Origin of the sequence: Granulicella mallensis, assembly GCF_014203225.1 — a bacterium.
Lineage (GTDB): Bacteria > Acidobacteriota > Terriglobia > Terriglobales > Acidobacteriaceae > Granulicella > Granulicella mallensis_A.
Genome location: NZ_JACHIO010000024.1, coordinates 25,484 through 47,610, shown reverse-complemented (window position 1 = coordinate 47,610; position 22,127 = coordinate 25,484). Strand labels below are relative to the sequence as shown.

General features: G+C 51.6%; 23 protein-coding genes. 20 read left to right on the top strand and 3 right to left on the bottom strand.

The window, feature by feature from the left end:
* Positions 1-336 precede the first annotated feature (336 nt).
* Positions 337-1,461, bottom strand: a complete 1,125-nt coding sequence (locus HDF15_RS21830; RefSeq protein WP_184259463.1) for an HNH endonuclease — start codon at positions 1,459-1,461, stop codon at positions 337-339.
* Between the two features lie 44 nt (positions 1,462-1,505).
* Between HDF15_RS21830 and HDF15_RS21825 the strand changes: the two genes are divergently transcribed.
* Entirely contained in the window at positions 1,506-2,291 is a 786-nt protein-coding gene (locus HDF15_RS21825) for a site-specific DNA-methyltransferase (RefSeq protein ID WP_184259461.1), read from the top strand.
* Positions 2,292-2,309: 18 nt separating this feature from the next.
* On the opposite strand, the gene HDF15_RS21820 is transcribed toward HDF15_RS21825, so the two are convergent.
* Together HDF15_RS21820 and HDF15_RS21815 are read right to left on the bottom strand one after the other, a co-directional pair.
* On the bottom strand, positions 2,310-3,209 hold the full coding sequence (locus HDF15_RS21820) for a DUF2971 domain-containing protein (protein WP_184259459.1): 900 nt from the start codon (positions 3,207-3,209) through the stop codon (positions 2,310-2,312).
* A gap of 100 nt (positions 3,210-3,309) precedes the next feature.
* The gene (locus tag HDF15_RS21815; protein ID WP_184259456.1) at positions 3,310-4,104 is read right to left on the bottom strand and encodes a hypothetical protein; all 795 of its coding nucleotides are present in this window, start codon (positions 4,102-4,104) and stop codon (positions 3,310-3,312) included.
* 486 nt (positions 4,105-4,590) lie between these two features.
* On the opposite strand from HDF15_RS21815, the gene HDF15_RS21810 reads away from it, so the two are divergent.
* The 19 genes from HDF15_RS21810 to HDF15_RS21720 all read left to right on the top strand — a co-directional run bounded on the left by HDF15_RS21810 (position 4,591) and on the right by HDF15_RS21720 (position 22,088).
* The gene (locus HDF15_RS21810; RefSeq protein WP_184259454.1) at positions 4,591-6,279 is read left to right on the top strand and encodes a terminase large subunit; all 1,689 of its coding nucleotides are present in this window, start codon (positions 4,591-4,593) and stop codon (positions 6,277-6,279) included.
* A gap of 145 nt (positions 6,280-6,424) precedes the next feature.
* A complete protein-coding gene (locus tag HDF15_RS21805) occupies positions 6,425-7,642 on the top strand; it encodes a phage portal protein (protein WP_184259452.1) in 1,218 nt (405 codons plus the stop codon).
* Complete coding sequence (locus HDF15_RS21800) at positions 7,620-8,276, top strand: HK97 family phage prohead protease (protein ID WP_184259450.1); 657 nt, start codon at positions 7,620-7,622, stop codon at positions 8,274-8,276. The genes HDF15_RS21805 and HDF15_RS21800 overlap by 23 nt, the downstream gene beginning before the upstream one ends.
* A gap of 63 nt (positions 8,277-8,339) precedes the next feature.
* Complete coding sequence (locus HDF15_RS21795; protein WP_184259448.1) at positions 8,340-9,500, top strand: phage major capsid protein; 1,161 nt, start codon at positions 8,340-8,342, stop codon at positions 9,498-9,500.
* Between the two features lie 54 nt (positions 9,501-9,554).
* A complete protein-coding gene (locus tag HDF15_RS21790) occupies positions 9,555-9,761 on the top strand; it encodes a hypothetical protein (RefSeq protein WP_184259446.1) in 207 nt (68 codons plus the stop codon).
* Positions 9,762-9,770: 9 nt separating this feature from the next.
* Complete coding sequence (locus tag HDF15_RS21785; RefSeq protein WP_184259444.1) at positions 9,771-10,430, top strand: head-tail connector protein; 660 nt, start codon at positions 9,771-9,773, stop codon at positions 10,428-10,430.
* A complete protein-coding gene (locus tag HDF15_RS21780) occupies positions 10,430-10,768 on the top strand; it encodes a phage head closure protein (protein ID WP_184259442.1) in 339 nt (112 codons plus the stop codon). Before HDF15_RS21785 ends, HDF15_RS21780 begins: the two co-directional genes overlap by 1 nt.
* A gap of 2 nt (positions 10,769-10,770) precedes the next feature.
* Complete coding sequence (locus HDF15_RS26495) at positions 10,771-11,178, top strand: DUF3168 domain-containing protein (RefSeq protein ID WP_184259440.1); 408 nt, start codon at positions 10,771-10,773, stop codon at positions 11,176-11,178.
* Between the two features lie 114 nt (positions 11,179-11,292).
* Positions 11,293-11,721: a hypothetical protein gene (locus tag HDF15_RS21770; RefSeq protein WP_184259438.1), complete on the top strand. Its 429-nt coding sequence runs from the start codon at positions 11,293-11,295 to the stop codon at positions 11,719-11,721.
* A gap of 22 nt (positions 11,722-11,743) precedes the next feature.
* Complete coding sequence (locus HDF15_RS21765; protein ID WP_184259437.1) at positions 11,744-12,097, top strand: hypothetical protein; 354 nt, start codon at positions 11,744-11,746, stop codon at positions 12,095-12,097.
* Positions 12,098-12,496: 399 nt separating this feature from the next.
* Positions 12,497-12,946, top strand: a complete 450-nt coding sequence (locus HDF15_RS21760) for an HK97-gp10 family putative phage morphogenesis protein (RefSeq protein ID WP_184259434.1) — start codon at positions 12,497-12,499, stop codon at positions 12,944-12,946.
* Positions 12,947-15,724: a phage tail tape measure C-terminal domain-containing protein gene (locus tag HDF15_RS21755; protein ID WP_184259432.1), complete on the top strand. Its 2,778-nt coding sequence runs from the start codon at positions 12,947-12,949 to the stop codon at positions 15,722-15,724.
* Positions 15,725-15,755: 31 nt separating this feature from the next.
* A complete protein-coding gene (locus tag HDF15_RS21750; protein WP_184259430.1) occupies positions 15,756-16,388 on the top strand; it encodes a hypothetical protein in 633 nt (210 codons plus the stop codon).
* Positions 16,389-16,390: 2 nt separating this feature from the next.
* Positions 16,391-16,942, top strand: coding sequence for a hypothetical protein (locus HDF15_RS21745; RefSeq protein WP_184259428.1), 552 nt, complete (start codon positions 16,391-16,393; stop codon positions 16,940-16,942).
* 96 nt (positions 16,943-17,038) lie between these two features.
* The gene (locus HDF15_RS21740; RefSeq protein ID WP_184259426.1) at positions 17,039-17,698 is read left to right on the top strand and encodes an NUMOD3 domain-containing DNA-binding protein; all 660 of its coding nucleotides are present in this window, start codon (positions 17,039-17,041) and stop codon (positions 17,696-17,698) included.
* A gap of 2 nt (positions 17,699-17,700) precedes the next feature.
* A complete protein-coding gene (locus HDF15_RS21735; protein WP_184259425.1) occupies positions 17,701-18,144 on the top strand; it encodes a DUF6950 family protein in 444 nt (147 codons plus the stop codon).
* Positions 18,145-18,215: 71 nt separating this feature from the next.
* On the top strand, positions 18,216-21,008 hold the full coding sequence (locus HDF15_RS21730) for a fibronectin type III domain-containing protein (RefSeq protein WP_184259423.1): 2,793 nt from the start codon (positions 18,216-18,218) through the stop codon (positions 21,006-21,008).
* Positions 21,009-21,096: 88 nt separating this feature from the next.
* On the top strand, positions 21,097-21,537 hold the full coding sequence (locus HDF15_RS21725; RefSeq protein ID WP_184259421.1) for a lysozyme: 441 nt from the start codon (positions 21,097-21,099) through the stop codon (positions 21,535-21,537).
* Positions 21,537-22,088: a hypothetical protein gene (locus HDF15_RS21720; protein ID WP_184259418.1), complete on the top strand. Its 552-nt coding sequence runs from the start codon at positions 21,537-21,539 to the stop codon at positions 22,086-22,088. Before HDF15_RS21725 ends, HDF15_RS21720 begins: the two co-directional genes overlap by 1 nt.
* Positions 22,089-22,127: the final 39 nt, after the last annotated feature.

The window sequence follows — 22,127 nt, the reverse complement described above, 5'->3', positions numbered from 1 at the left end:
GCCGTTGCCGTCAATAGATAGATATTAACGGTGTTTTCGTTCATTTCGTCCACCAATTTAACGGTCTGACTTGCAATTTCGTACGGTCCCCAGGGACCGTCGCCGTCACCTACATGTCTTCCATCAGAAGTGAGCCAGGTAATATATACAACGACTGTAGTCTCAGCTCTATTAGACAGGCTAATCATGTTAACTCTCCGAAATATAGTGGTTCACGCCATAGAGCGTGATGTTTTTGAGATTGAGTTTGCTTGGCCCACCAGAATACTGCGTTTCCGAATGATATCGAAGCGCTCCAAAATTGCAAGTTAAAATCCCATCACGTAGCGAAGACCGTCATTCGGGTATCACTGCGGCCTGCTCATTTGAGACTGTACCGGACTGTTGAAGCAATTTTCTCAACTCTGCAATAGTGAGCCACTGTTTTCGCTTATGTATCACCCGGTGGCAATTGGCGCAAACGAGTGCAAGATCATCAAGAGTCGTCTTCGTATGCTCCGGCAACTGAGATAATGGCATGATGTGATGACACTCAATGCAATTGCGAGCGTCCTGACCATACCGAGCCACGAAGTCAAATTGGCACGCTTCACAACGTAACGCGCCTGTCTTTTTGAATACGTGGTCCTTCTTGCGTTTCGCCAACTTTGCATTCCGCTCGCGCACCCGATGAAGTCTTGTGAGAACCCGTCCTTCTGGCGCTTCCGTAATATCGTCTGTATCTGGCCCGTCTACTTCCTGCGCCTCTTGTATGAGTTTTGGATTAGAGATGACAGCTCGAATTGCTGCTGCTGCCTTTGTTAGCTCGTCTCGCCTATCCTCAAACTCATCCCATACTTCACGGTCGCCACGACTTGCGCTCTTCAGGCCCCTTCCACCTCGGGTTGGGTCAAGACTTTGAAAGTTCATCAGCTTCATGTATGTGCCGTTGGAATTTCTATATCGCACGGCATCAGGCGGGTCTGTGAAGGCAGATAGATGTTTCAACTCTTCACTCAATTTTAGGATTTCTGGATGGTTCCCATTCACTTTCCAGGGTGGCACCCGAAAGTAAAATTCAAGCGTAAGAATTAGCTCATCGCGAGTCCATGCCGGATTCTTTTTGTCACTCTTGCTCGCGGCACTCCTTCCGGACTCATCAAGACTAGCTTTTACGTTCTTGTACCATGTGGGCAAATCTCGCAGAACCTCTGCGATTGAATTCTCGGTGAGCTCGAATCGCATTCGTCCGCTACTGTAGGCTTTCCGCTTGATTATCGTAGCGCCGTGTTCTCTTGGCGCGATCATCAGGAAAACACCATTCCCCTTGGTCGTGCGTGTTGCACCTTCGACTGCGGCACGAATCTGACCGTCTGCTTTAAAGACACATTCTTTGCCAGCTACCAGGTGCGCCTTGTTTACAACGGTCTCGACGAGTTCCACCACGCCGTCAGGGAACTCAACACCCTCAATAATCTTCATTTCCTATTCGCCTCCGCGAGATCAGCAAATTCCTAACGAAAGACATGCCTCAAGAACCATACCAAATCATCCTCGGTGACTGCCTAGAGCAGATGGCAAAACTGCCAGCCGGGATTGTCGATATGGTCCTGACCGATCTTCCATACGGGACGACCAGCAACGCCTGGGACAGTGTTATCCCGATGGAAAAGCTCTGGGCAGAATGGAAACGCGTCTGCAAACCGGGAGCGCCAATCGTGCTCTTCACTCAGCAGCCATTCACCACGACCGTAGCAGCGAGTAATCTCAAACAGCTCAGAACTGAGTGGATTTGGGAAAAACCGCAGGGGACAGGATTCCTCAACTGTCATGTCTATCCGCTAAAGAACCACGAAAACATTCTGGTCTTCTGCGACAAGACACCGCCATACAATCCGCAAAAGGAATACGGCCACAAGACGTACAAGACTGGACGCCGCAAAGGAAGCAGCAACTATCGCCCGTTCGATAGAGTCACTGAGACTGTGAACGTCGACGGCTCACGCTATCCAAAGACTGTTCTCGAATTCAAACAGGACAAGGGTTTACATCCTACACAGAAACCGCTCGATCTCTGTGAATACCTTATCCGCACCTATACAAACGCTGGAGACACTGTACTTGATTGCACAATGGGGTCAGGAACAACGATTGTCGCCGCGCTCAATACAGGACGAAAGGGAATCGGCATTGAACAGGATCAAAAGTATTTCGATATAGCAGCACAACGATGCAAAGAGACAGAGGCTAACCAAACAACGTTAACCTCTATCCCGCATGAACCAGACATCATAGAAGAGAAGGCAGCATAGCGCGGCTGTCACTCGAATCTACCAATCTCGATATGGAACCTTAGAATCTTTGACATCCACATTGATACCTTGAGCACTGCAATAGCGCTGTACTGCCGCGATTGACAAAGACATATTCGGGGTTGGCCCTATCGTGATACTTTCGATAGCATTCCAGGTGTCTTTTGGCTGCTCGTTGTCAGTGTTGGGAATACATATTTCAACGTATGGAGTCAATGTGGTGCGTGCAGGTCGAAACCGTAGAAGATCTTGCCGCCACCCTATGCTGTCTGCGCAAAGGCGATATTCACACTCATTTCTGAACGAGTCATCTTTATGGAACATGGCAGACATCGCGACACCTTGCTCGAAATGGAACGAAAAAGTGAACCCTTGCTCTACGAGATCAGGGCTTTGCACCACGTACTGTTTGGATGTTTCATAAATAGTGTTCAGTGCGGCATCAATACTCGCATCATCACCCTTCTTCACATACCGCACTTTATCGAAATGTACTCCGGGAATTAGCATCCCTGGAACCCGCTGTTCTGGCGGTGTTAAATACGCGCGTCTAAGTGAAGTCGTCCGAAATCCTATGCTGACACCATTGCCAGTTGTACAGTATGAGCGCCATTGCGATAGCGAATCTCTCTCTCCAGACAGTGATGTGACAAATGGTAATGTCACGAAATCACTATCTGGATCAAATTTGTCAATTTTCGGAAGATGCGGCGGTCCTAAGTCGAGGGCGACAAACCTATCGGCGGTAGCGTCAATAAAAAATCTGTATTCAGAAACATCATTCAAATAATTGACATTCGTCGCCCATAGCTCATGCGACTTAATAATCTTTTGAAGCACCTCCATAGAGGTGTAGTGATAGACGACCTCAGGTTCAGGCTTTGCTACGACTTGCTCAGGAACTATATCTTGTGCCATATCCGCAAATAGTACCTCAATACAACGAATCAGTGCTGAATATGCCTATTTAAGAAAAGGATCGCCGTATATGGCGCATGGAACCCATTCCTTCTCGGGATCAAGATTCCACTTTCTCCACATCACTCTCTCCTACCTCACCGACCGGTTCCAGCGAGTCAACTTCATCAAATGGGATATCGATGTACTGCGCCACAGATTCAATTAAGCTCCCGACGTGACTAACGACTGCGAGACATCTTTGACCGGTAGCTTCACTAAGGTCTAGCCCATTATGAGAACTCTCGTGGATTAGCTGATGCCGCATAGCATCAAATAACTCTAGTGCTTGAGTGTCGAGTCTATGATAGTTAGGTGATGCTGGATACTTCCCGACATACCTAAGAAGCATCGTGTTCCTCTTTGTAATCTTCGCGTGCTTCTGCCGCGTGAGGAATTGATTGGTCGCGTTGATCGCCATCTTAAGTGGGTCGATGGATCGAAGGTCTTTCAAACTGTATTTAGTCTGACACGAATCGTTTATTCTTTCATTCCAGTCTGATGGTCGGAGCAGTACAGAGAGCATCAGAAGCTGGTTTAGAGCCTTGTCGAGATGACTATGTGCGAAGATAAGCGACGCCGCCCGCATCGATGAGGATAGGTCAGAAGCCCTTTTGACACTGATGGTAGGGATATTATTGCGAAACCAGCTCACTAAATCGGCCGGGATATCTAACCTAGATATCGACGCTGCTGTCTCTAGCATCGATTGCTCCTGGCGATCCCGAGTGAACTCATGAGCAACAGTGATCGCGTCAAGCATCATCTTAACCCGCTGTTCGCAGGCAGTGTTGTCGGCTAGGATGTTCCGCAGCCGTCTTGTGGCTTTAGCCTTTGAGTTCGGATTTGTGCTCATGTATTCGCAATCCTAAACGATCCGTAGCGCTAGGGGATAGGGGGGCGAAATCCCTCGCATTCAGACCCCCTGAGACCGCACATTGGTCGAATTTTTACGTCTGCAATTCAAACTTTTCAAAATCAATGCCCAAACCACGCAAACCGACGGCCCTGCTTGCCTTAAATGGCGGTCTAGCCACTAATCCTGGCCGCTATGTAGACAGATTGAGCGAACCTAATGTGACTCTTCCCATTGGTTCAGCCCCATCTGGCTTCAGTAAAGCGAAACGTGCGATATGGGATGAAGTGGCTGGCTTGGTTGCGCCTGGTGTTCTCCAACGCAGTGACCGAATCATCCTCGAACTCATAACCCACCTCATTTACGACCTTCGTACCGGGCAATCCACTGTTGCGTCCATCGCGCAGTTGCGAATGGCCCTCGCCTCGTTAGGCATGACCCCTTCCGACAGGTCAAAAGTTTCAGCCACTCCTCAAGATTCCCCCAATGACCCCTTGCAGTTCCTCGACAGTTAGCTTCACCGACCGCGCCATACGATATTGCCGGTCTATCGTTGCCAAGGAACATCCCGCAAGCCGATACACAGTCGGAGCCTGCCAACGCTTCCTAGACGATCTAGAGCGCACTGATTGGCGCTGGACATACGATCCTGCCCGCGCACATAAGGTTTGCAGCTTCATCCAACTCTGTCCGCATGAGAAAGGCGCTAAACAGTCCACACCATTCTTACTTGAAGACTTTCAGGTCTTCATCGTCTGTTCCATATTTGGCTTCGTTGACCGCGACACCCGACTCAGGCGCTTCCGTGAGGCTGTCTTACTCATCCCTCGGAAGAACGGCAAGTCACCCCTAGCTGCTGCCATTGCTCTGTACATGACTTTCTTTGACGGGGAGAAAGGTGCCGAAACCTACTGCGGAGCACTCACCGAACAGCAAGCCTTTGAAGTGTTCCGACCGGCAAAAGCCATGCTCGAAGGGATGCCAGCGCTATGCAAGCGATACGGCATCGAGATCAACGCAAAGTCTCTTGTACAGCTTCGATCCCGCTCCCGAATGATGCCGGTCATAGGCACAGGTCGAGACGGCTCCATGCCTCATCTGTTCGTCGGCGACGAAGCCCATCAGTGGAGAGACGCATCCCTCTATGACGCCCAATCGACCGGCATGGTCGGACGTAAACAACCTCTCAAGCTCATCATCACCACTGCTGGCGAAACGATCAGCGGCCCGGCCCACTCCAAACAGCGTGAAGTTGAAGCACTGCTAGATGGCAAAGGCGATAACGAACGTCTATTCGGTGTCATTTATACCGCCGATCCCGAGATCCCCTGGACCTCACGCGAAGCCCTCCTAAGCGCCAATCCCAACATTGGTGTGAGTGTCTCGGAAGAATCTCTCATTGAGGCTCAGGCCGAAGCAATTCGTAATAGTGCCAAGCAGGGAACATTCCGCTGCAAACACTTGAATCATTGGATAACCGCCTCATCCGCATGGATGAACATGGAGTTCTTCCGAAAGTGTGCGGATTCCGCACTCAGCCCAGACGCATTCATCGATGATCCCTGCATCCTCAGCAGCGATCTTGCCTCCAAGATCGACCTCTGCGCTCTCTGCAAACTGTTCAGGCGGGATATCGAAGGCAAACCTCACTATTACGCCTTCGTTCAGTGTTACGTTCCTGAGTCACGTGTCAACGACCCCGCCAATCAACACTTTCAGAAATGGTGTGCTGACGGACTCCTCACCTCTACACCGGGCAGCAGCATTGATTACGCCACGCTCGAAAGAGACACCCTCGCTGATATCTCCAAATTCAAAGTCTCTCTGCTTGCCTATGACGAGCGCTATGCAGACCAATTCTCCCAGCGCGTAGCAGAACAAAGCGGCATCGATAGAGTCATTATCCCGCCATCTCCTCGCGAACTGTCACCCGCAATGAAGGAATTGGAGTCAGCCGTATACGACGGCAGGTTCCATTATGACGGCAACCCACTTCTTGAGTGGGCGATGGGCAATGTACTCACCCATGAGACAGTCGCCGGCAATCTGACCATGCCTGACAAACCATCCCCTGAGATGAAGATTGATCCCGCAATAGCGGTCTTCCTCGCAATGAACCGAGCAATGCTCCTCTCTGATTCCCCGTCCGCAACCTGGGGAATCGAAATCTGGTAACAACTTCTTGCAAATCCTATCTTCAATCCGCGCCCTTCTCTCTGACAGGGGCGATGACCTAACACGTCTAGAACTACGCGCACAGCCGACTCTAAACACCCCCTCCGTTCCTCTCGGTGGTGTTGGTTTTGAGTGGGCCTATGAGATGACCGGCAGCAATGCCACGAACTCCGGCGAGGCTATCAACCATGACACCGCAATGCGGATTGTCACGGTCTATGCGTGCATCCGTGTCTTGTCTCAAGCCGTGGCTTCACTCCCACTCTCGATCTACGAGAAGACGAAGAACGGTAGCAGGGAAGCCGACTCCCATCCCCTGCAATATCTGTTATCGACCGAGCCAAACGTCGAAATGGACCGCCACGCGTTTTGGTCTGCCATTGTGACCGGCCTCCTGATTACAGGAAACGCCTATGTGCGTATTGTTCGTAACGCAGCCGGACAAGTGAGTGAGTTATTCCCACTCATGCCAACCATCACGGAGCCTTATCGACTGCCTAATGGCACGCTGGCGTATCGCACACAGCAAGGTCAATCGAATGGCACATGGAAGACGTTAGACGCCGACAGCGTTTGTCACTTCAGACTGCTGTCGATGGACGGGATAAAGGGACTATCACCCATTCAGCAAGCCCGCGAAGCCCTCGGCCTCTCTCGTGCTGCTGAGAAAGCAGGCGCAAAGCTATTCGGCAATGGTGCTCGTCCAGGGGGCCTCCTCATGGCACCCACCGGACTCAACCCCGAGCAAAAAGAATCTGCGAAGAAGTCATGGGAGATGAATCACGGCGGTTCTAACCAAGGTGGCACTGCTGTCTTGTCTGGTGATTGGAAGTATCAACCTCTAGCTCTCTCACCTGAAGACTCTCAGTTTATCCAGACTCGTGCGATGCAACGCACTGAGATATGTGCTCTATATGGCGTCCCTCCCAACATGGCTGGTGACACTACCCGGCTCTCTAACAACAACCATGAGCAATCGAGTCTTGACTTCATAACGAACACGTTGCGTCCATTGCTCTCGATCCTTGAGGGCGAACTGAACCGCAAGCTGGTTCCGCAGATAGGCCGCAAAGCTGGTGCCTATTTCATTGCGTTTGACATTACCGAGCGACTTCGCGGGGACTTTGCCACGCAGATGCAAGGATTTGCCCTCGGGAAACAGAACGGCTGGTACTCCAGCAATGACATCCGTCGCAAGCTCGGTGAGAACACCATCGATGACCCGTCAGCCGATGTCTACACCACCGCTGTGAACATGGCTAATTCTGACCAGCTAATCGCGCAAGCTAAGACCGAAAACATCGATGAACAGCCGCTAAACCCACCTAATCAGGACGACAATGAACCCCAAACCAACTACTAACAGCCGCGAATACCGCTCATCCGTTATGCGTGATGTACGGGTATCCAAGAACGACGATGGAAGCAATACCGTCTCTGGCTACGCGGTGCTTTACAACTCTCTATCTGTCGACCTCGGTGGATTCGTGGAGACTATCGCCCCTGGCGCTCTCACTCGCACTCTGGCAGACAGTCCCGATGTGCTGTGTTTGCGTGACCATCAGGTCGAGCTATTACTTGGCCGGACAATATCAGGAACTCTCATCCTTACCGAAGACAGTATCGGCCTCAACTTCGTTTGCCAGCTTCCAAATACAACGACAGGCAACGATCTAGCGGAATCTCTAAGACGCGGTGATATTGATTCCTGCTCATTTGGCTTCTCGTGCGCGAACGACACATGGACCCAGGACGCACAAGGTTGTGTGATTCGCTGTCTGCTCGATATAGACCTCTTCGAGGTTAGCGTCGTTTCATTCCCCGCCTATCCAGAGACATCAGCCGCCTTGCGCTCTGCACCCATTGAGATTCGCTCTCAAATCGAATCGCATAACGCTCCACCCATCCCACCTGTAGAACCCTCCTGCATTACGGCCAACACTGAGCAGCGGCAACGAGTGACATTACGTCACCGGTTGCTCTCTTTGAACGGCTAACCCCTCCGCACCACAAAATCCCACCTCAAAACACGCCTCCCGCAATGGGGGGAAGGAACACCTATGTCTATTGCACTACTTCAAGAGAAGCGTAACAAACTCATGGCCGATTCAGGAGCCATCTTAGCCAACGAAAACTCCACCACTGAGCAGCTTGCATCTGCCGACACCATGCTTACTGAGGCCACTGGTCTTGAGAAGCGTATTGCGTCCCTCAAGACTATCGAAGCTCACGAAGCCGAACAGCGCGCATTTCAGCCTGCCGAGCGTCCTAGCGCCGAACAGACCAACGGCGATCAGCGTACACGCCTCAATCATGCCCTACGTTCTTTCATGCTGACCAACCAGATTCCCACTGAGTATCGTGACGTTCTCACAACCAGTACATCTGGCGCTGCTGTCATTCCTCAGCTCATGAATCCTGAGTTAGTCACCGCAATGCGTGAATTTGCTCCCGTCCTTCAGATCGTGGACAACCGTGTCACCGATAACAACGGCGCACCCATGAAGATGTCTTTGGTTAACTACACCTCGACACTTCTACCCTTAGTCGCTGAAGGAACTGCATTTCCTGAGATTGATCCTGCATTCACAAGCACTATCGTTTCTGTTGACAAGCTCGGCGGCATCGTCAAGCTCTCTGCTGAGGAACTGGCAGATTCTAAATTCGACCTTCCAACATGGCTAACTCAGCAATGGGCAAACGTCGTCGGTGTGTCTCTTGAACACTACGTAACTCTTGGTAATGCCTCCAACATCGCTGGCTTTACCGCGTTAGCCGGTGCTGGTGCTGAGACTGCAACCGCTGGCGTCATTGCATATCCAGATATTGCTGCCTTATATGGCTCAGTAACCGCTGCTTATGCACGTAACGGTTCATGGCAGATGTCTACCTCTACCCGTGCAGCTTTAATGGGCCTCACAGCAACAACCGGAACACCCATCTTTGATGCAAATCCTGCCGGAAATCCCTTCACAACCATCTTCGGTCGTCCAGTCATCATCAATGATTCGCTCCCTGCGCTTGCAACCGGCAACAAGGCAATCCTATTTGGCGACTTCCAACTCGGATATCTACTCCGCACCGATGGCTTACCAACCATCAAGCGCCTAGACGAACGTTTCGCTGACACCGATGAGGTTGGATTCATTATCCGCACTCGTGTTGGTGGCGTGTCAAAGAACGCTGGTATCTCACCCTTCAACGCTCTCCTCATTCGCTAAACATTGCCCACATGGGGGCAGGATCACACCTGCCCCTTACGGCAAAGGTTCTCCATGAAAGTGAAAATCACAACTCCTGCTGTAGGGAGCGGGCAGTCCCTTGCGCGTGGTGTCGTCTATGACCTCACCGAGAAGCAGGCAAGGGAACTCATTGCTGTCCGTTTCGCCATTCCGGTAGACGACTTGGTTGACGTAAAGGTCGCTTCGATCCCCGCCAGACGCCGTGCTCCTGCGACACGTCTTCCCTCAGAAATCAGATAAGGAATCACCTTGCTCAACTATCAACTAGTAACGCCACCAGCTATCGAACCTGTGACGCTGATTCAGGCTAAGGCTCAGTTGCGTGTGGTGTTCAGCAACGATGACGATCTCATCTCTGCCTCAATCACAGCCGCACGCGAGATGTGTGAGCAACTGCTGAATCGTGCCATCTATAACCAGACCTATGTCCTCTCGCTCGATCAATTCAATTATGGCGATTGGCGGTCAACAGTTCCGATGGACAGGCGCAACCCTTTGCGCTTCTCGTCCCTTTGGGATTCGATGGCATTGCGTTTGCCTATGCCTCGGCTGGTCTCTGTCACATCCATAACCTATCTCGACGTAAACGGCACTCAGCAAACGCTCGACCCATCCACATACAACGTGGACAACACATCTGAACCTGCTCGTATTGTCCCTTCAATCAATCTCACATGGCCCACGACAGACTATTACATTCCTGGTTCTGTGCGCGTGACCTTTGTCGCGGGAAGCTACGGGGATGGCGTCACGGTGGACACATGTCCTCAGCTAATCAAGCAAGCCATATTGCTCCTGGTCAGTCACTTCTATTTCAACCGTACCGCTGTGACCACTGAAAAGCTGTCAACCATTCCGCTTGGCGTCGATGCGCTGCTCACGCCCTACAAGTTTTATTGGTGGATGTAATGACGACTATCAATCCGGGCGATCTCAAGAGCCCTATTGTCATCCAGTCACCATCGACTACTAAGGATGAGTTCGGGCAACCAACTTCAACCTGGACGGATGTGCAAAGCACTTGGGCATCGATCCACACGGCCACCAGCAAAGAAATTTATGCTCTGGGGGCTGGATTCAATTCACAAATTAGCCACGCCATAACAATCCTGTTCAACCCTGCCATAGCAATCGCTGCTGGTATGCGTGTCTGTTATATGTCGCGGCACTTCGTTATCCAAACCGTCAACGATCCCGCTGAAGACCGCGTGATTCTCAACCTTATGTGCCTTGAGCAGACCAAATAGCAATGATCGAATCCGGCTTATATCAACTCGTCATCGCTAATGCAGGATTCTCGGCCATCGCAGGAAATCGGCTCTATCCTCTGATTCTCCCTGATTCGCTAGTGCAATCAGATACAACCCAGCCATCAGCGACATATCAGACCGTTTCGTCTGTGCCTGTTTACAGCAACGACGGTCCTGTCGGGTGCGTACTCGCCAGAGTGCAGTTTGATTGTTTCGCGGCGGCTTATGCAGATGCAAAGTCTGTCAGCGATGCGATCAGAAAGACTCTTGACGGCTATACAGGAACACTCCCCGATGGAACCCCTGTGTCGAATTGCTGGATAGATAACGTCACTGACTCCTATTCGCAAGATACCCGCCTATATAGGACATCGACTGATTACCGCGTCCTCTACGCGCAGCAGTAACGAACATCCGCAACACCCCTCTCCGCAACATCCCCTCCGCACTGCCCATTTCCCTCCGCTTCAAAGGAATCCCCATCTATGTCTACCGCCTTTATATCCGGTAAGAGTTCCGTATTGTCTATTGCCGCAGCTTCGGCTACCGGAACACCCACCTTTACCCCAATCAATCAGATCAAAACCACTCAGTATTCAGGCCGCAAGATGGATACCGAAGATATCACCAACATGAGTTCGACAGGTGTGACTCGTGAGTATGCCCCAACCCTCAATGATGCAGGTCAGCTTGCCATATCGGGCGTGTGGGACCCATCAGACCCCGGCCAGCTAATGCTCAGTGCCGCATTCGATGCTCAGACTCTTCTCTCGGTAAAACATCAGCTACCCCTCATTCAGGATGCTGCGACCGTCCAGACAACTGGTCCCTTGCTCACCTATGTGGGTTATGTCACTGAGAGCACTTTCGACATTCAATTCGATAAAAGCTCGACATTCAACGCCACCATCAAGATCACCGGCATAATCACCATCACTCCCGGCAGCTAATCCGTAGGAACCCTAGAAATCCATGTCTGAAAATAATCAAGTAGCAGGCACGGTAGGGAAAGACCCTACTCTGCCTGACGTATCTCTCATTCTGAACGGTGTCGAGCGGCATCTCTGTTATGACTTCAATGCCATCGCCCAGGCCGAAATCCATACCGGTATCAATCTTTTAAGGAACATCACTGATGTATCCGCAACCAATCTCCGTGCGCTGTTGTGGGCGGCATTACTAAAAGAGAATCCCAAACTCACAATCGAAGAAGTTGGCAGTTGGATCACCCTGCATAAAGTGCCAGCGATTCATAACGCCATTATCACTGCTTGGTTTGGTTCGTTAGACGAGCCAGAGCCTAAGGGTGAAGACGCGGGGGAATAGACGGCTCAGGTGGTGCAGATCATCTGAGCCTTTCTTATCTTTGGTCTGTTGCGAGATACGACCTCCGTCTCACTGACGTTGAGTTCTATTCGCTAACCCCTCGTCAGTTTTCCCTATTGTTCAAACGGCACAGGGAAACTCTCCAACATCGCGAGATGTGTGCTGCATTCACGACCGCAGCCGTCATCAATAGCTCAATATACGCGCCTAAAGAAGCCGTCTCACCGCTCTTATACATGCCAAGCCATCGTGAGAGTGCCCCGCCTAAATCTCATGTCCCGCCAGAAGAGTTGCAAGCGATAAGAGACGCATTCATGGCTCAATCGGCCCAACTTGCCTACGAGATGAAGCAGGGATTCGGCCCACTATACGACCGTATCTGCCTGCACAAAACACCTGATGCCTAACGAATTCTCCGATCTCATAGCAAAGCTCGATGCCCTGAAGGGTGATGCGCTCAAGAAAGCTGAACGCAAAGCCCTGACGGAAGTCGGCCAGATAGTGAAAACAGCAATAGTCGAACGCACTCCTGTTCAGTCTGGTGTTGCCGAGGGCCTCCTCAAGCCCGGTGAATTAGCCGCCAACATAAAGGCCGCTGTTCATATCGCGAGCGACAAATCCACCACGACAGGTGATGTCTCTAGCGTCACCATCGGCCCTGGAACTGCCGTGACACGTTCTGTTGCCAATTGGGTAGAGAACGGACACGCGAATGCTCGCGCTACTAAGGGCAAGAAGACAACCGATCCTCATCCGTTCATAAGAGTTGCGCAGGACGCAACACAGCAACAAGCTATTGACGCTTACGCCGCCACTATGACGGCTGAAGTCACTAAGGCACTTAACTAAATGGCCTCTCCAGTCCACGTAACGTTCAATGCTGATGTCGGTCAGTTCGTCTCGAATGTCGATAAAGCGAATCAGTCTGTTTCAAAGGCTTCTCAATCTGTAGCCAACGCTAAGAATCAAATCCTATCCAGCTTCAAGATGCAGATAGATGCTGCTAAGAGTGTTGGCGCATCTTCGGAGGAGTTGGCAAGGATTCAACAGCGTACCGCTAGGATGATGTCAGAGGTCACTGATACGAATGCGAACCGCATCGTAAACAGTCTCGACCGAATCAGCGCCAAGAATAAACAAGTCCAGGCAGAACTAGCCACACTCAACAAAGTTGCACCTGTCTCAAGTTCAATCGGCTCTGATGTCTCTGACCGTGCCAAAGCCTCAGCCAGTATCCGTGCTCTAAGCGGAACCGGAAGCATTCGCGCGGCTGAATCATTTGCATCATCTATCCCGCTCCTATCGAAGGCATTCGATGTCGCGTTTCCCATCGTTGGCGCAGTTGCTTTCACCGCTGAAATCGTCAGAGGTGTTGAAGCTCTCCACAAGATGTATGAGACAGCGGTCAAGCTACCTGACACACTGAAGGATGGCTTTGAATCGTTAAATGCTCCCATCGAGACTAACGTCGATGGACTCCGAAAGGCGAACGATGAATTAGAAATCACCATCGCCAAGTTAGAGCACAAGCCCGTCAACACATTGGCCTTGGCTCTAGACGAAGCACGAATCAATGCTGATCGTCTCGCAGAGTCGTCGGACAAGGCGGCAGCGAATGTCAAAAAGTTATTAGCTGAGAACTCAGCCGGTCTGGGTGCGTTCACCCTCACTGGGCAAATCAGCACAGGGCCTGTCTCTGATGAAGTAAACAAGCGGATGACCGATATCCGCAATATGCAACGGGATAACCGGGACGCAACACGCTCCGGCACTGACACACCCGAGGCAGCAACGGCACGTATCGCAAAGATCACCGCAGCTCTCAAAGACTTGTCAGCATGGGCGAAACAGTCACGCACTGATATCCAGTCATTCGATACCGGCGGCAAGAACAGCGCCAATATCAACATCTTATCTGGCGTTCAAGACTTTGCAGACAATACGCTCGATGAGCAGTCTCAGCAGAATCGCAACACCGCTGACCAGCAACAAGAAAAACAGCTTCAGGATGCGCAAAAGCGTCGTCAGGAAGCACAAGAGGCAACACGTCAAGCCTCTGAAGCTCAACGGAAGGCGATGGAAGCCCAACGTCAGCAATGGCAGGGCCAAGACGATTCCCGTAAAGACTCTGGCAACGATTCAGCCGTCATTGAAGTAAACACATGGGATCGTCGGTTAGCCGGTCTTCAGCAGGGTTCAGCACAATATCTCTATGCGCAAAACGAACTCACCGCAAAGCTAAGGGAAGCTCGGACTCAAGCCGCCGAGGCTCAGAAGCAAGCTGCTGCTAAGGCTCTCAAAGATCAGAGCGATTCATGGGATCTCGATCACGACTCATGGACTCAGGCAGGGCATCGCACGGCACAGGATGAAGCCGACTATTGGTCTATCCGTGTCTTGGAAGCCCAGCAAGGTTCAGCCAATTACAAAGCCGCATACGATAAATACACTGCTGCCATCAATGCCAGCCAACGTGAGGCCGAGGAAGCTGCGAAAGCACGCTCTAAGGCATCCCTCGAACAGGGATCACAATCGACAGGCTATGCTGAAGCTGTTCTAGGCATTCAGCGACAGACCGGCCAAATAAGCAATCAAGATGCAGCTACACAACAGGCCAACATCCATGCTGAACAGTATCGTCAGCAGATTGCAGCCCTCAATGACGAGCTAGGCCGACAGACCGGCTTAGACCCCAACTCAGCCGCCACAGTCAATGCACAAGCTGCCGTGGCGAAGGCTCAGGCCGACCGCCAAGTCCAGATCATGCAGGACGCGGCACAGACTGCCGGTGCCTCATGGCAAGGCGCACTGAAGAATGCGAATGCCTTATGGGTGCAGGACAGTGAAGACTCTGCTAAACAAGTCGTCGCGCTATATCAACAAGCTATATCTGGCCTAAATGACAACCTTTCAAACCTAATGGTCGGTGATAAGACCAATTGGTCGGGCATGTTCCGAGGCATTGGTAAGAGCCTAGCGAATGACAGTCTGAAACAGATTGAGGCTCCTGTCTTAGGTGCTCTCGGCCTAACCAAGCCAGATGGAACAGCTACCAATCCAATCAATGTTCGCATCGTTGGTCAATCTGTAGGCGGTACAGCTACGGGTCTCTTCGGAAATCTCTTTTCAGGTAAAGCCCCTGGTGGTGCAGGTTCATCCTCTGGTGGCATCTTCGGAAGTCTCTTCCATCGATCAGCTAAGGTCGCCAGTCCTGGTGCCTCTGCCGATTCAACAGATGGTGATGATGTAGAGTCACCAGACGATGATGGAGCTGGCTCTGGCGTCGGTACTGTCGTTAGTGGTGGCTTCGGGAAAGTGCTTCCTGAACTGTCTATGTTCGGTGGTGGCTTCGCATTAGGCGGTGGCGTCCAAGCTGGCGTGCCGATCGATGTGGGTGAGATGGGAAAGGAACGATTCGTTCCGTCTACTCCCGGCACGATCATCCCGCATAACGCTCTCGGCGGTGGCAGCAACTATTACTCGATAAACGTCGCTAACGGCGTGACCCCCGAACAATTCGATATGAAGTTCAGGGATGCAATGGGTCAAGTTGCACCGCAATTAACGAAGACAACTTCTCAGGCCATGAAAGATCATCAGCGCCGTCAGCCTTCCTCGAAGCGATAGCTTCACCCCTCATACATTTCTAGGAATATCTATGTCCACAATCGGCACCTATAACGGCGTTAATATCGTCGCGTTTCCGTGCGCCCCCGGAATCAAACAGCTAAATCTCTCCATGAACGACACAACACCTGTATCGACCTCACCCTTTACAGGTGTTCAGCAGGTCCAGGCATGGCCCGGTGCAGATTTCTGGACTGCCGACCTCACTCTCCCGCAGATGACATCCGAAACCGTCGCCGCATGGGAAGGCTTCTTGGGCGAATGCAGAGGTATGACCAATGTCTTCTATCTCGGCCATCCCTTCCACATCTCTCCTAGCGGTTCAGCAAGTGGCACCCCTGTCTGCAATGGCGTCACGGCTCCCATGAGCTATACGCTTGCCACTCGTGGATGGACACCGAACACCTATCGTCTGCTCCTACCGGGCGATCATCTCCAGATTGGTTATCGTCTGCATCGTGTTTTGACTCAGGTTGATTCCGATGTTAACGGTGGCGCGATCATCTCTGTTTGGCCTTCTATTCGCGAGGCTACGACAGACGGTGAACCGGTCATCCTCAATCATCCACAAGGGCTCTTTCGCCTATCCAGCAACAAACGATCCATTCTGAGCGCTGAAACAAGACTGAATGCCGTCACGATCTCCGTGATAGAGGCCAGATAGACATGAGAACAATTGATCCACTCATGTTGGCTGCGCTTCAGGCCTCTGTTGTCGTGCCTGCATTCCTGGCCTCACTTCAATTCAAATCCGGCCCACAGTTCATATGGAGCGGTGTCGGTCCTCTTGTTTACAACTCCAACACCTATCTCGGTGTCGGCTCTCTCGGTGGCGTGGGAACGATCAGTGAGGGAACAGAAGTCCAGGCAGCAGGAACAGCTCTGACTTTATCTGGCATCGACCCTGCACTCTACTCAGCTTGTCTTACTGACATTCAGTTAGGCGCTCCAGCTCAAGTGTGGTTCGCGTGCCTGAATAGCGGGCAGATCATCGGCACACCCTATTTGCTCTTCAGCGGTCAGGTAGACAAGCCACACATCACAACCGGGGCCAATACGATCACCGTTTCTCTTGCTCTAGAGAATCGCCTGGCCAACCTGCAAAGGGCTTCAGCCCGGCTATGGACGGCGGCAGATCAGAACATGGAATTCCCGACCGACAGTGCCTTCAATTTTGTAGAAATTTTGAACGACATCTCGTTGAATTGGGGTTCTTAACCCTCTCTTACCGCCACACAATCAGCAGCGCTCGGTCCATCCATCGCCTATGTGCGCGTGGATTGATTCGCCACGCCTGCAAAGGAACACAGTTACTTGAACATCTACGGTTATATCTATTTGGTTCGTAATCGAATCAATGGAAAGGTTTACATAGGACAGACTGCAAGAACTATCGAACATCGATGGAAACAGCACAAGAAAGAAGCGCGTGCTGTGAGAAGCAATGCTCATTTGTATTGCGCAATGAGAAAGCACGGCCTGGAATCGTTCGACATCGTTTGCCTTCATCAAGCCTTCAGCAAAGCAGAGCTAGACGACATGGAGCGTCGAGCCATCTTTACTCATGATTCTATGAATCCTGACTTCGGCTACAACAGGACCGAAGGCGGTGCTAACGGAAAGCGATCCGATGAGACTTGTAAGAAATTGAGCGAGTCGCATATGGGACACAAACGCTCTGATGAGTCCCGCCGAAAGCAAAGCCAATCGCTCATGGGACATCCTTCGTGGAGCAAGGGTAAGAAACTTACGGAAGCAACACGCCAAAAGATGAGTGACTCACAGAAAGGCAATACCTATTGTCTTGGCAACAAGCTCACAGAAGCTCACCGCCGCAAAATCAGTGACGCCGTAAAAGGTGAGAATCACCCGAACTTCGGTAAGAAACTCTCAGAGACGACACGCCAAAAGATGCGTGAGGCACGACTGAGACGTAAGTCGGAAGCGTCTCCAGCCCTCATCTGGGGCAGCTAATCATGGCGCTTGTAAGACTCCCAAAGTGGGACACACAACTCCTACCTGCATTCATCGCTGCTCACAAAAATGTTTCTTTCAAGTGGGGCACATCGGACTGTTGCCTGATGGCAGCAGATGCGATTCAGGCAATGACAGGCGTGGATATCGCCAGCGACTTCCGGGGCAAATACACCGACGAAGCCTCTGCATTCGCACTCATCAAGTCTGTAGCGAACGGCACAACCGTAGCTGATGCAGCCGCCTATTGTGCAGCCAAGCATGGACTCACCGAATGGTCGAAGCCTTTGCTTGCGCAACGTGGCGATCTTGTCACCATTCAGAACGGAACACAGCTCATCGCTGGCTTCGTCGGCATCGATGGCAGATATGCAATCAGCATCGGTGAAACCGGCCTGATGCAGTTTCCCATTTCAGTCATTACTCGCGCGTGGAAGACCTCCTAAGCAGGCACACGCTCCAGAACACACAGGGTCGCTCATTCAGAGCGGTCTTTCTATTTAGGAACACAAAACACATGAGTAAGGCCTTGGTTGGAGCAAGTGAGCTGATTGGCGCTGTTGGCATGGGTGTCGCCGCATTTCTAGACCCCGCACTCGTAGCGAGTCCCTGGTTCGACAAGATCATGGCATCGCTGGCTATCAGCGGTATCAGCATGGAAGCCGGGGCCATAGCCAATGCGCTTACAGCCAACCGTGGCGTCAACATCACCACTCGTCAAGCTGCCTCATATAGACAAATCATCTATGGGATTCAGCGTGTCGGTGGAATTCAAATCTATCGTTCGACTACAGGCGGTCACCATGACCAATTCAATTATGTAATCGTCATCGCTACTCATGAATGTTTCGCCATTGAGAATCTTTACCTTGACGGCAGACAGGTTTATTGGGATACCACCAGCGCTGGCAACACCACACAAAACGGATATAACTTCGGTGGCAATGCTGACGGTAATTCCCACCAAGGCCCTAACGGCGTTCAATACAATTTCGGAACTCTTGTCTACTGTGAAGCTCGCTATGGAGAACAACTTCCTGGTGATGTCATCGGTGGTCTCACCGCAAACGATCCTACCTGGGCTGCATCATCCGGCAAGTCTCCCTTTGTGGGTGGCTGTACCTATGTCTACCTCAAAGTCGAATATGACTCGTCTATGTTTCCTTCTGAGCCTGAAGTAAGGTTCACGGTGCATGGAAAGCCTGTCGTTGACCCTCGCGTAGGAACAACGCCCACATACTCTGCCAATGCAGCCCTCATCATCAATGATGTTCTGACTGACCCTGAATGGGGCCTCGGTGACGACAGCGTAAATCAGGACCAACTGATTGCAGCAGCCAACATCTGCGACGAACAGGTTGCCCTTGCTGCGGGCGGTACTGAAAGCCGTTATTCATGCCATTGGCACTATGACACCGGAACCGCTGTCGGAGATATCATATCGACCCTCATGGAGTCGATGGGTGGGAAGATAAGCCGAATAGGCGGTCAATGGTTCATCTATCCCGCAGCCTATTACGGACCTTCAGCATCATTCAACAGCGACCATCTGATTGACTCTGTTGATTGGACCACTAAAGGCTTCCGTGACATCTCGAATCTTGTTCGCGGCAAGTACACAGCACCAAATTTCCCCTTTAACGTTGCTGGCAACCTGTACGACTCGAATGGTTGGTACAACGGCCAAATACAGGATAACTTTCCCTTCGCCTTCCAGCCGACTTCATATCCAGACTATGCAGCGGACACTCTTCACGGCTATGCAAACGATGAATATCTGACCGAAGACGGTGAAGTTGTTCTCCCGCTCCAAAAGGATTTCATTCAGGTTCTCAGCATCGCCCAGGCGCAGCGTCTAGCCAAGATTGCGTTACTCCGCAACCGGATGCAAATGGGTTCGGGCACGCTGAAGATGTCTCTTGCCGCATTCGCCTTGCAGCCAATGGACACGTTCAATATGACGTGTTCTCAGATGGGTTGGACAGACAAACTGCTCGAAGTGAACTCATTTCAGTTCACCACCGATCAGACCGATGCAGGGCCTCTCCTCAGTATCACGCTCGGCGTCAATGAAACCGACCCAACAATCTATGACTGGAGCGTAGCCGAAGAGCTGACCGTCTATGACGTGCCAGCCGCGCCATCGCTTCAGGCTCCCTATACCCCGGCCCCGCCGACGGACATGGAGTTGATCTCCTCGGCTGCAACGGCTCTGCTACAGCCTGACGGTTCGGTAGCGCCACGAATCCAAGTCAACTGGACAACGCCTCTAGACATCCTCGTTACCCAGATACAGGTTCAATATCAGCCTGTCGGTGCAGCCAATTGGACTGATGCGGGGTCAGCGTCGGTCAATAGCAATTTCTACTTCATTAGTGGTGTTGTATCCGGCCAACAGTATGACGTTCGGATTCGATCAATACGCGGTAATGGTGCAACCTCTGTATGGGTGGAACTCGACGGCTTCACCGCAGGATTGGTTCTATCTGTTCAGACTCAGGACGGTGTCGGTAAAGGCTCACTCGTCGGGGAAGCGTATCCCGATGGAACCGCTGCTATCGAGTGCAATCCCTTCACCGCGCTTGTCGGCCAGTTGTCTTTGCCTGTCTTCCCTGGTGGAGCCGTGACGATCTCAGGCCTGACTCAACAAACTCTCTATTACGTGTACTATATCGATCCAACCTATGTGGGCGGCAATGTCACACCGATAGCAACGACAAATCAGTCTGACTTTCTCGGCAAGCTCGGATACTTCCTCATCGACTCTATTGTGACGCCTTTTGCTGGCTCAGGTGGAGGGGGTGGAGGTACAGGAACGAATGGCGGTAAATACCAACCGACAACTTTTAGCGAATTAGGAACCAGAACCACCACGACGCCTGCCGCTGCATATGACGGAAATCTGAGTTCATATGCCACGGTGTCGGGATCGAGTACCTCCACCTTTGCTGTCGGTAAGACATCGAATACAACAGCAATAGGCAGTGGGGCATGGTCAGGTTTTAACTCCGTAGTTGCTGCCGCCAACATGACCCTGACGGTTATCTGTACTACGATCCTTAGGCAATCGGCCACTTCGCCAAGTGGGAGCGTTAGTATTAATGCCTCTTTAGGAGGAAGCACAACCTCTCCTCTCGCTAATTCAGCAGGAAATTTGACTACCTATACATTGACTGTTCCTACTGGAACGAATCTGTCTGGCATCTCGGTTTTTGTGAATGCTGTTCCGGGTGTTGGTGGAGCATCGAGTTCTGTCCCGAGCGCTTCGTCTTCAGTACAGGCCCAGGTGGCAGAGATTTACATTCAATAACTAAATCCCCTTTGCAGTGAGCGCATAGAAGCCCGATTCCTTTGGGCCTCTATGCCCCTGCATGTCCGCACTACGAGATTCCCCTTCAATGACATATCAAATCAGCCCTCAGGGCCTCTCACTGACCAAACAGTTTGAGGGGCTTCGGCTCACTGCGTACCAAGATGTAGCCGGTATCTGGACAATCGGCTTTGGACATACAGGCGATGTCCATCCCGGTCAGACGATCACAAACGAACAGGCAGACAGTCTGCTTCTGTCGGACATGGCGGTAGCGATTGCTTGCGTCAACCGTCAGGTCAAAGTCTCGCTCACGCAAGGGCAGTTCGACGCTCTCTGTGACTTCACTTTCAATGAGGGGGTTGGAAACTTCACCACATCCACTCTTCTTCGCGTGCTCAATACAGGCGATTACACCGCAGCCGCGAAGCAGTTCAGCGTTTGGGTGTATGCCGGTGGGAAGGTGCAGCCCGGCCTTGAGCGGAGACGCGCAGCCGAGCAAGAGATGTTCAGCGGGAGCAGCGAATAATGCCTCCACAAAACATCACCATACGCGACTTGGATGGGCTTCCGGCTGGCGAAATTCACTTAGCAATTGCTCAGAGTGAGCGACAAACACTCGACCTGATGGAACAGAAATTGAACGAACACCGCGAAAAGATAGAACGGCGATTAGACAGTCAGGACGAGAAGCTGGAAACCATGCAACAGGACATCACCTCTCTTGTGGGGACTGATAAAGTCCCTGGCCAGATAGGGCGAAACACTGAATTGCTTGAGGGCCTCGTTGCTAAACACGAAACATGGCATGAGCAGGATCAGGAATTCCGATCTCACATCACGAGCCAAGTCAGCGAATTGAAAGAGCAACACAAGTCTGTCACTAAAGACATTCGCTCTGTTAAGTGGTTCATCACTATCTGTTCTGCGCTCGGCATGGCAGGGAATGCTGTTCTCAAAGCCGTGCGGCAGGGCAAAGAACTGTACAAGGCAATTGGTGTCGGTGGAATCCTCTGGATTCTGATTGTTCAGTTTCTACACCTTATCTGGCCTCTTCTCTACGCTTGGCTCCATCGGTAATCAAAGACGGTGCGAATAGGGAAGACACACTCTATTCGG

What these genes read in the sequence shown, in the direction of transcription:
- HDF15_RS21810 (WP_184259454.1), top strand. Translation starts at nt 4,591, where the DNA reads ATGACCCCTTGCAGTTCCTCGACAGTTAGCTTCACCGACCGCGCCATA.
- HDF15_RS21745 (WP_184259428.1), top strand. Translation starts at nt 16,391, where the DNA reads ATGAGAACAATTGATCCACTCATGTTGGCTGCGCTTCAGGCCTCTGTT.
- HDF15_RS21815 (WP_184259456.1), bottom strand. Translation starts at nt 4,104, where the DNA reads ATGAGCACAAATCCGAACTCAAAGGCTAAAGCCACAAGACGGCTGCGG.
- HDF15_RS21825 (WP_184259461.1), top strand. Translation starts at nt 1,506, where the DNA reads ATGCCTCAAGAACCATACCAAATCATCCTCGGTGACTGCCTAGAGCAG.
- HDF15_RS21730 (WP_184259423.1), top strand. Translation starts at nt 18,216, where the DNA reads ATGAGTAAGGCCTTGGTTGGAGCAAGTGAGCTGATTGGCGCTGTTGGC.
- HDF15_RS21800 (WP_184259450.1), top strand. Translation starts at nt 7,620, where the DNA reads ATGAACCCCAAACCAACTACTAACAGCCGCGAATACCGCTCATCCGTT.
- HDF15_RS21725 (WP_184259421.1), top strand. Translation starts at nt 21,097, where the DNA reads ATGACATATCAAATCAGCCCTCAGGGCCTCTCACTGACCAAACAGTTT.
- HDF15_RS21735 (WP_184259425.1), top strand. Translation starts at nt 17,701, where the DNA reads ATGGCGCTTGTAAGACTCCCAAAGTGGGACACACAACTCCTACCTGCA.
- HDF15_RS21790 (WP_184259446.1), top strand. Translation starts at nt 9,555, where the DNA reads ATGAAAGTGAAAATCACAACTCCTGCTGTAGGGAGCGGGCAGTCCCTT.
- HDF15_RS21720 (WP_184259418.1), top strand. Translation starts at nt 21,537, where the DNA reads ATGCCTCCACAAAACATCACCATACGCGACTTGGATGGGCTTCCGGCT.
- HDF15_RS21805 (WP_184259452.1), top strand. Translation starts at nt 6,425, where the DNA reads ATGACCGGCAGCAATGCCACGAACTCCGGCGAGGCTATCAACCATGAC.
- HDF15_RS21760 (WP_184259434.1), top strand. Translation starts at nt 12,497, where the DNA reads ATGCCTAACGAATTCTCCGATCTCATAGCAAAGCTCGATGCCCTGAAG.
- HDF15_RS21820 (WP_184259459.1), bottom strand. Translation starts at nt 3,209, where the DNA reads ATGGCACAAGATATAGTTCCTGAGCAAGTCGTAGCAAAGCCTGAACCT.
- HDF15_RS21765 (WP_184259437.1), top strand. Translation starts at nt 11,744, where the DNA reads ATGTCTGAAAATAATCAAGTAGCAGGCACGGTAGGGAAAGACCCTACT.
- HDF15_RS21830 (WP_184259463.1), bottom strand. Translation starts at nt 1,461, where the DNA reads ATGAAGATTATTGAGGGTGTTGAGTTCCCTGACGGCGTGGTGGAACTC.
- HDF15_RS26495 (WP_184259440.1), top strand. Translation starts at nt 10,771, where the DNA reads ATGATCGAATCCGGCTTATATCAACTCGTCATCGCTAATGCAGGATTC.
- HDF15_RS21750 (WP_184259430.1), top strand. Translation starts at nt 15,756, where the DNA reads ATGTCCACAATCGGCACCTATAACGGCGTTAATATCGTCGCGTTTCCG.
- HDF15_RS21755 (WP_184259432.1), top strand. Translation starts at nt 12,947, where the DNA reads ATGGCCTCTCCAGTCCACGTAACGTTCAATGCTGATGTCGGTCAGTTC.
- HDF15_RS21780 (WP_184259442.1), top strand. Translation starts at nt 10,430, where the DNA reads ATGACGACTATCAATCCGGGCGATCTCAAGAGCCCTATTGTCATCCAG.
- HDF15_RS21795 (WP_184259448.1), top strand. Translation starts at nt 8,340, where the DNA reads ATGTCTATTGCACTACTTCAAGAGAAGCGTAACAAACTCATGGCCGAT.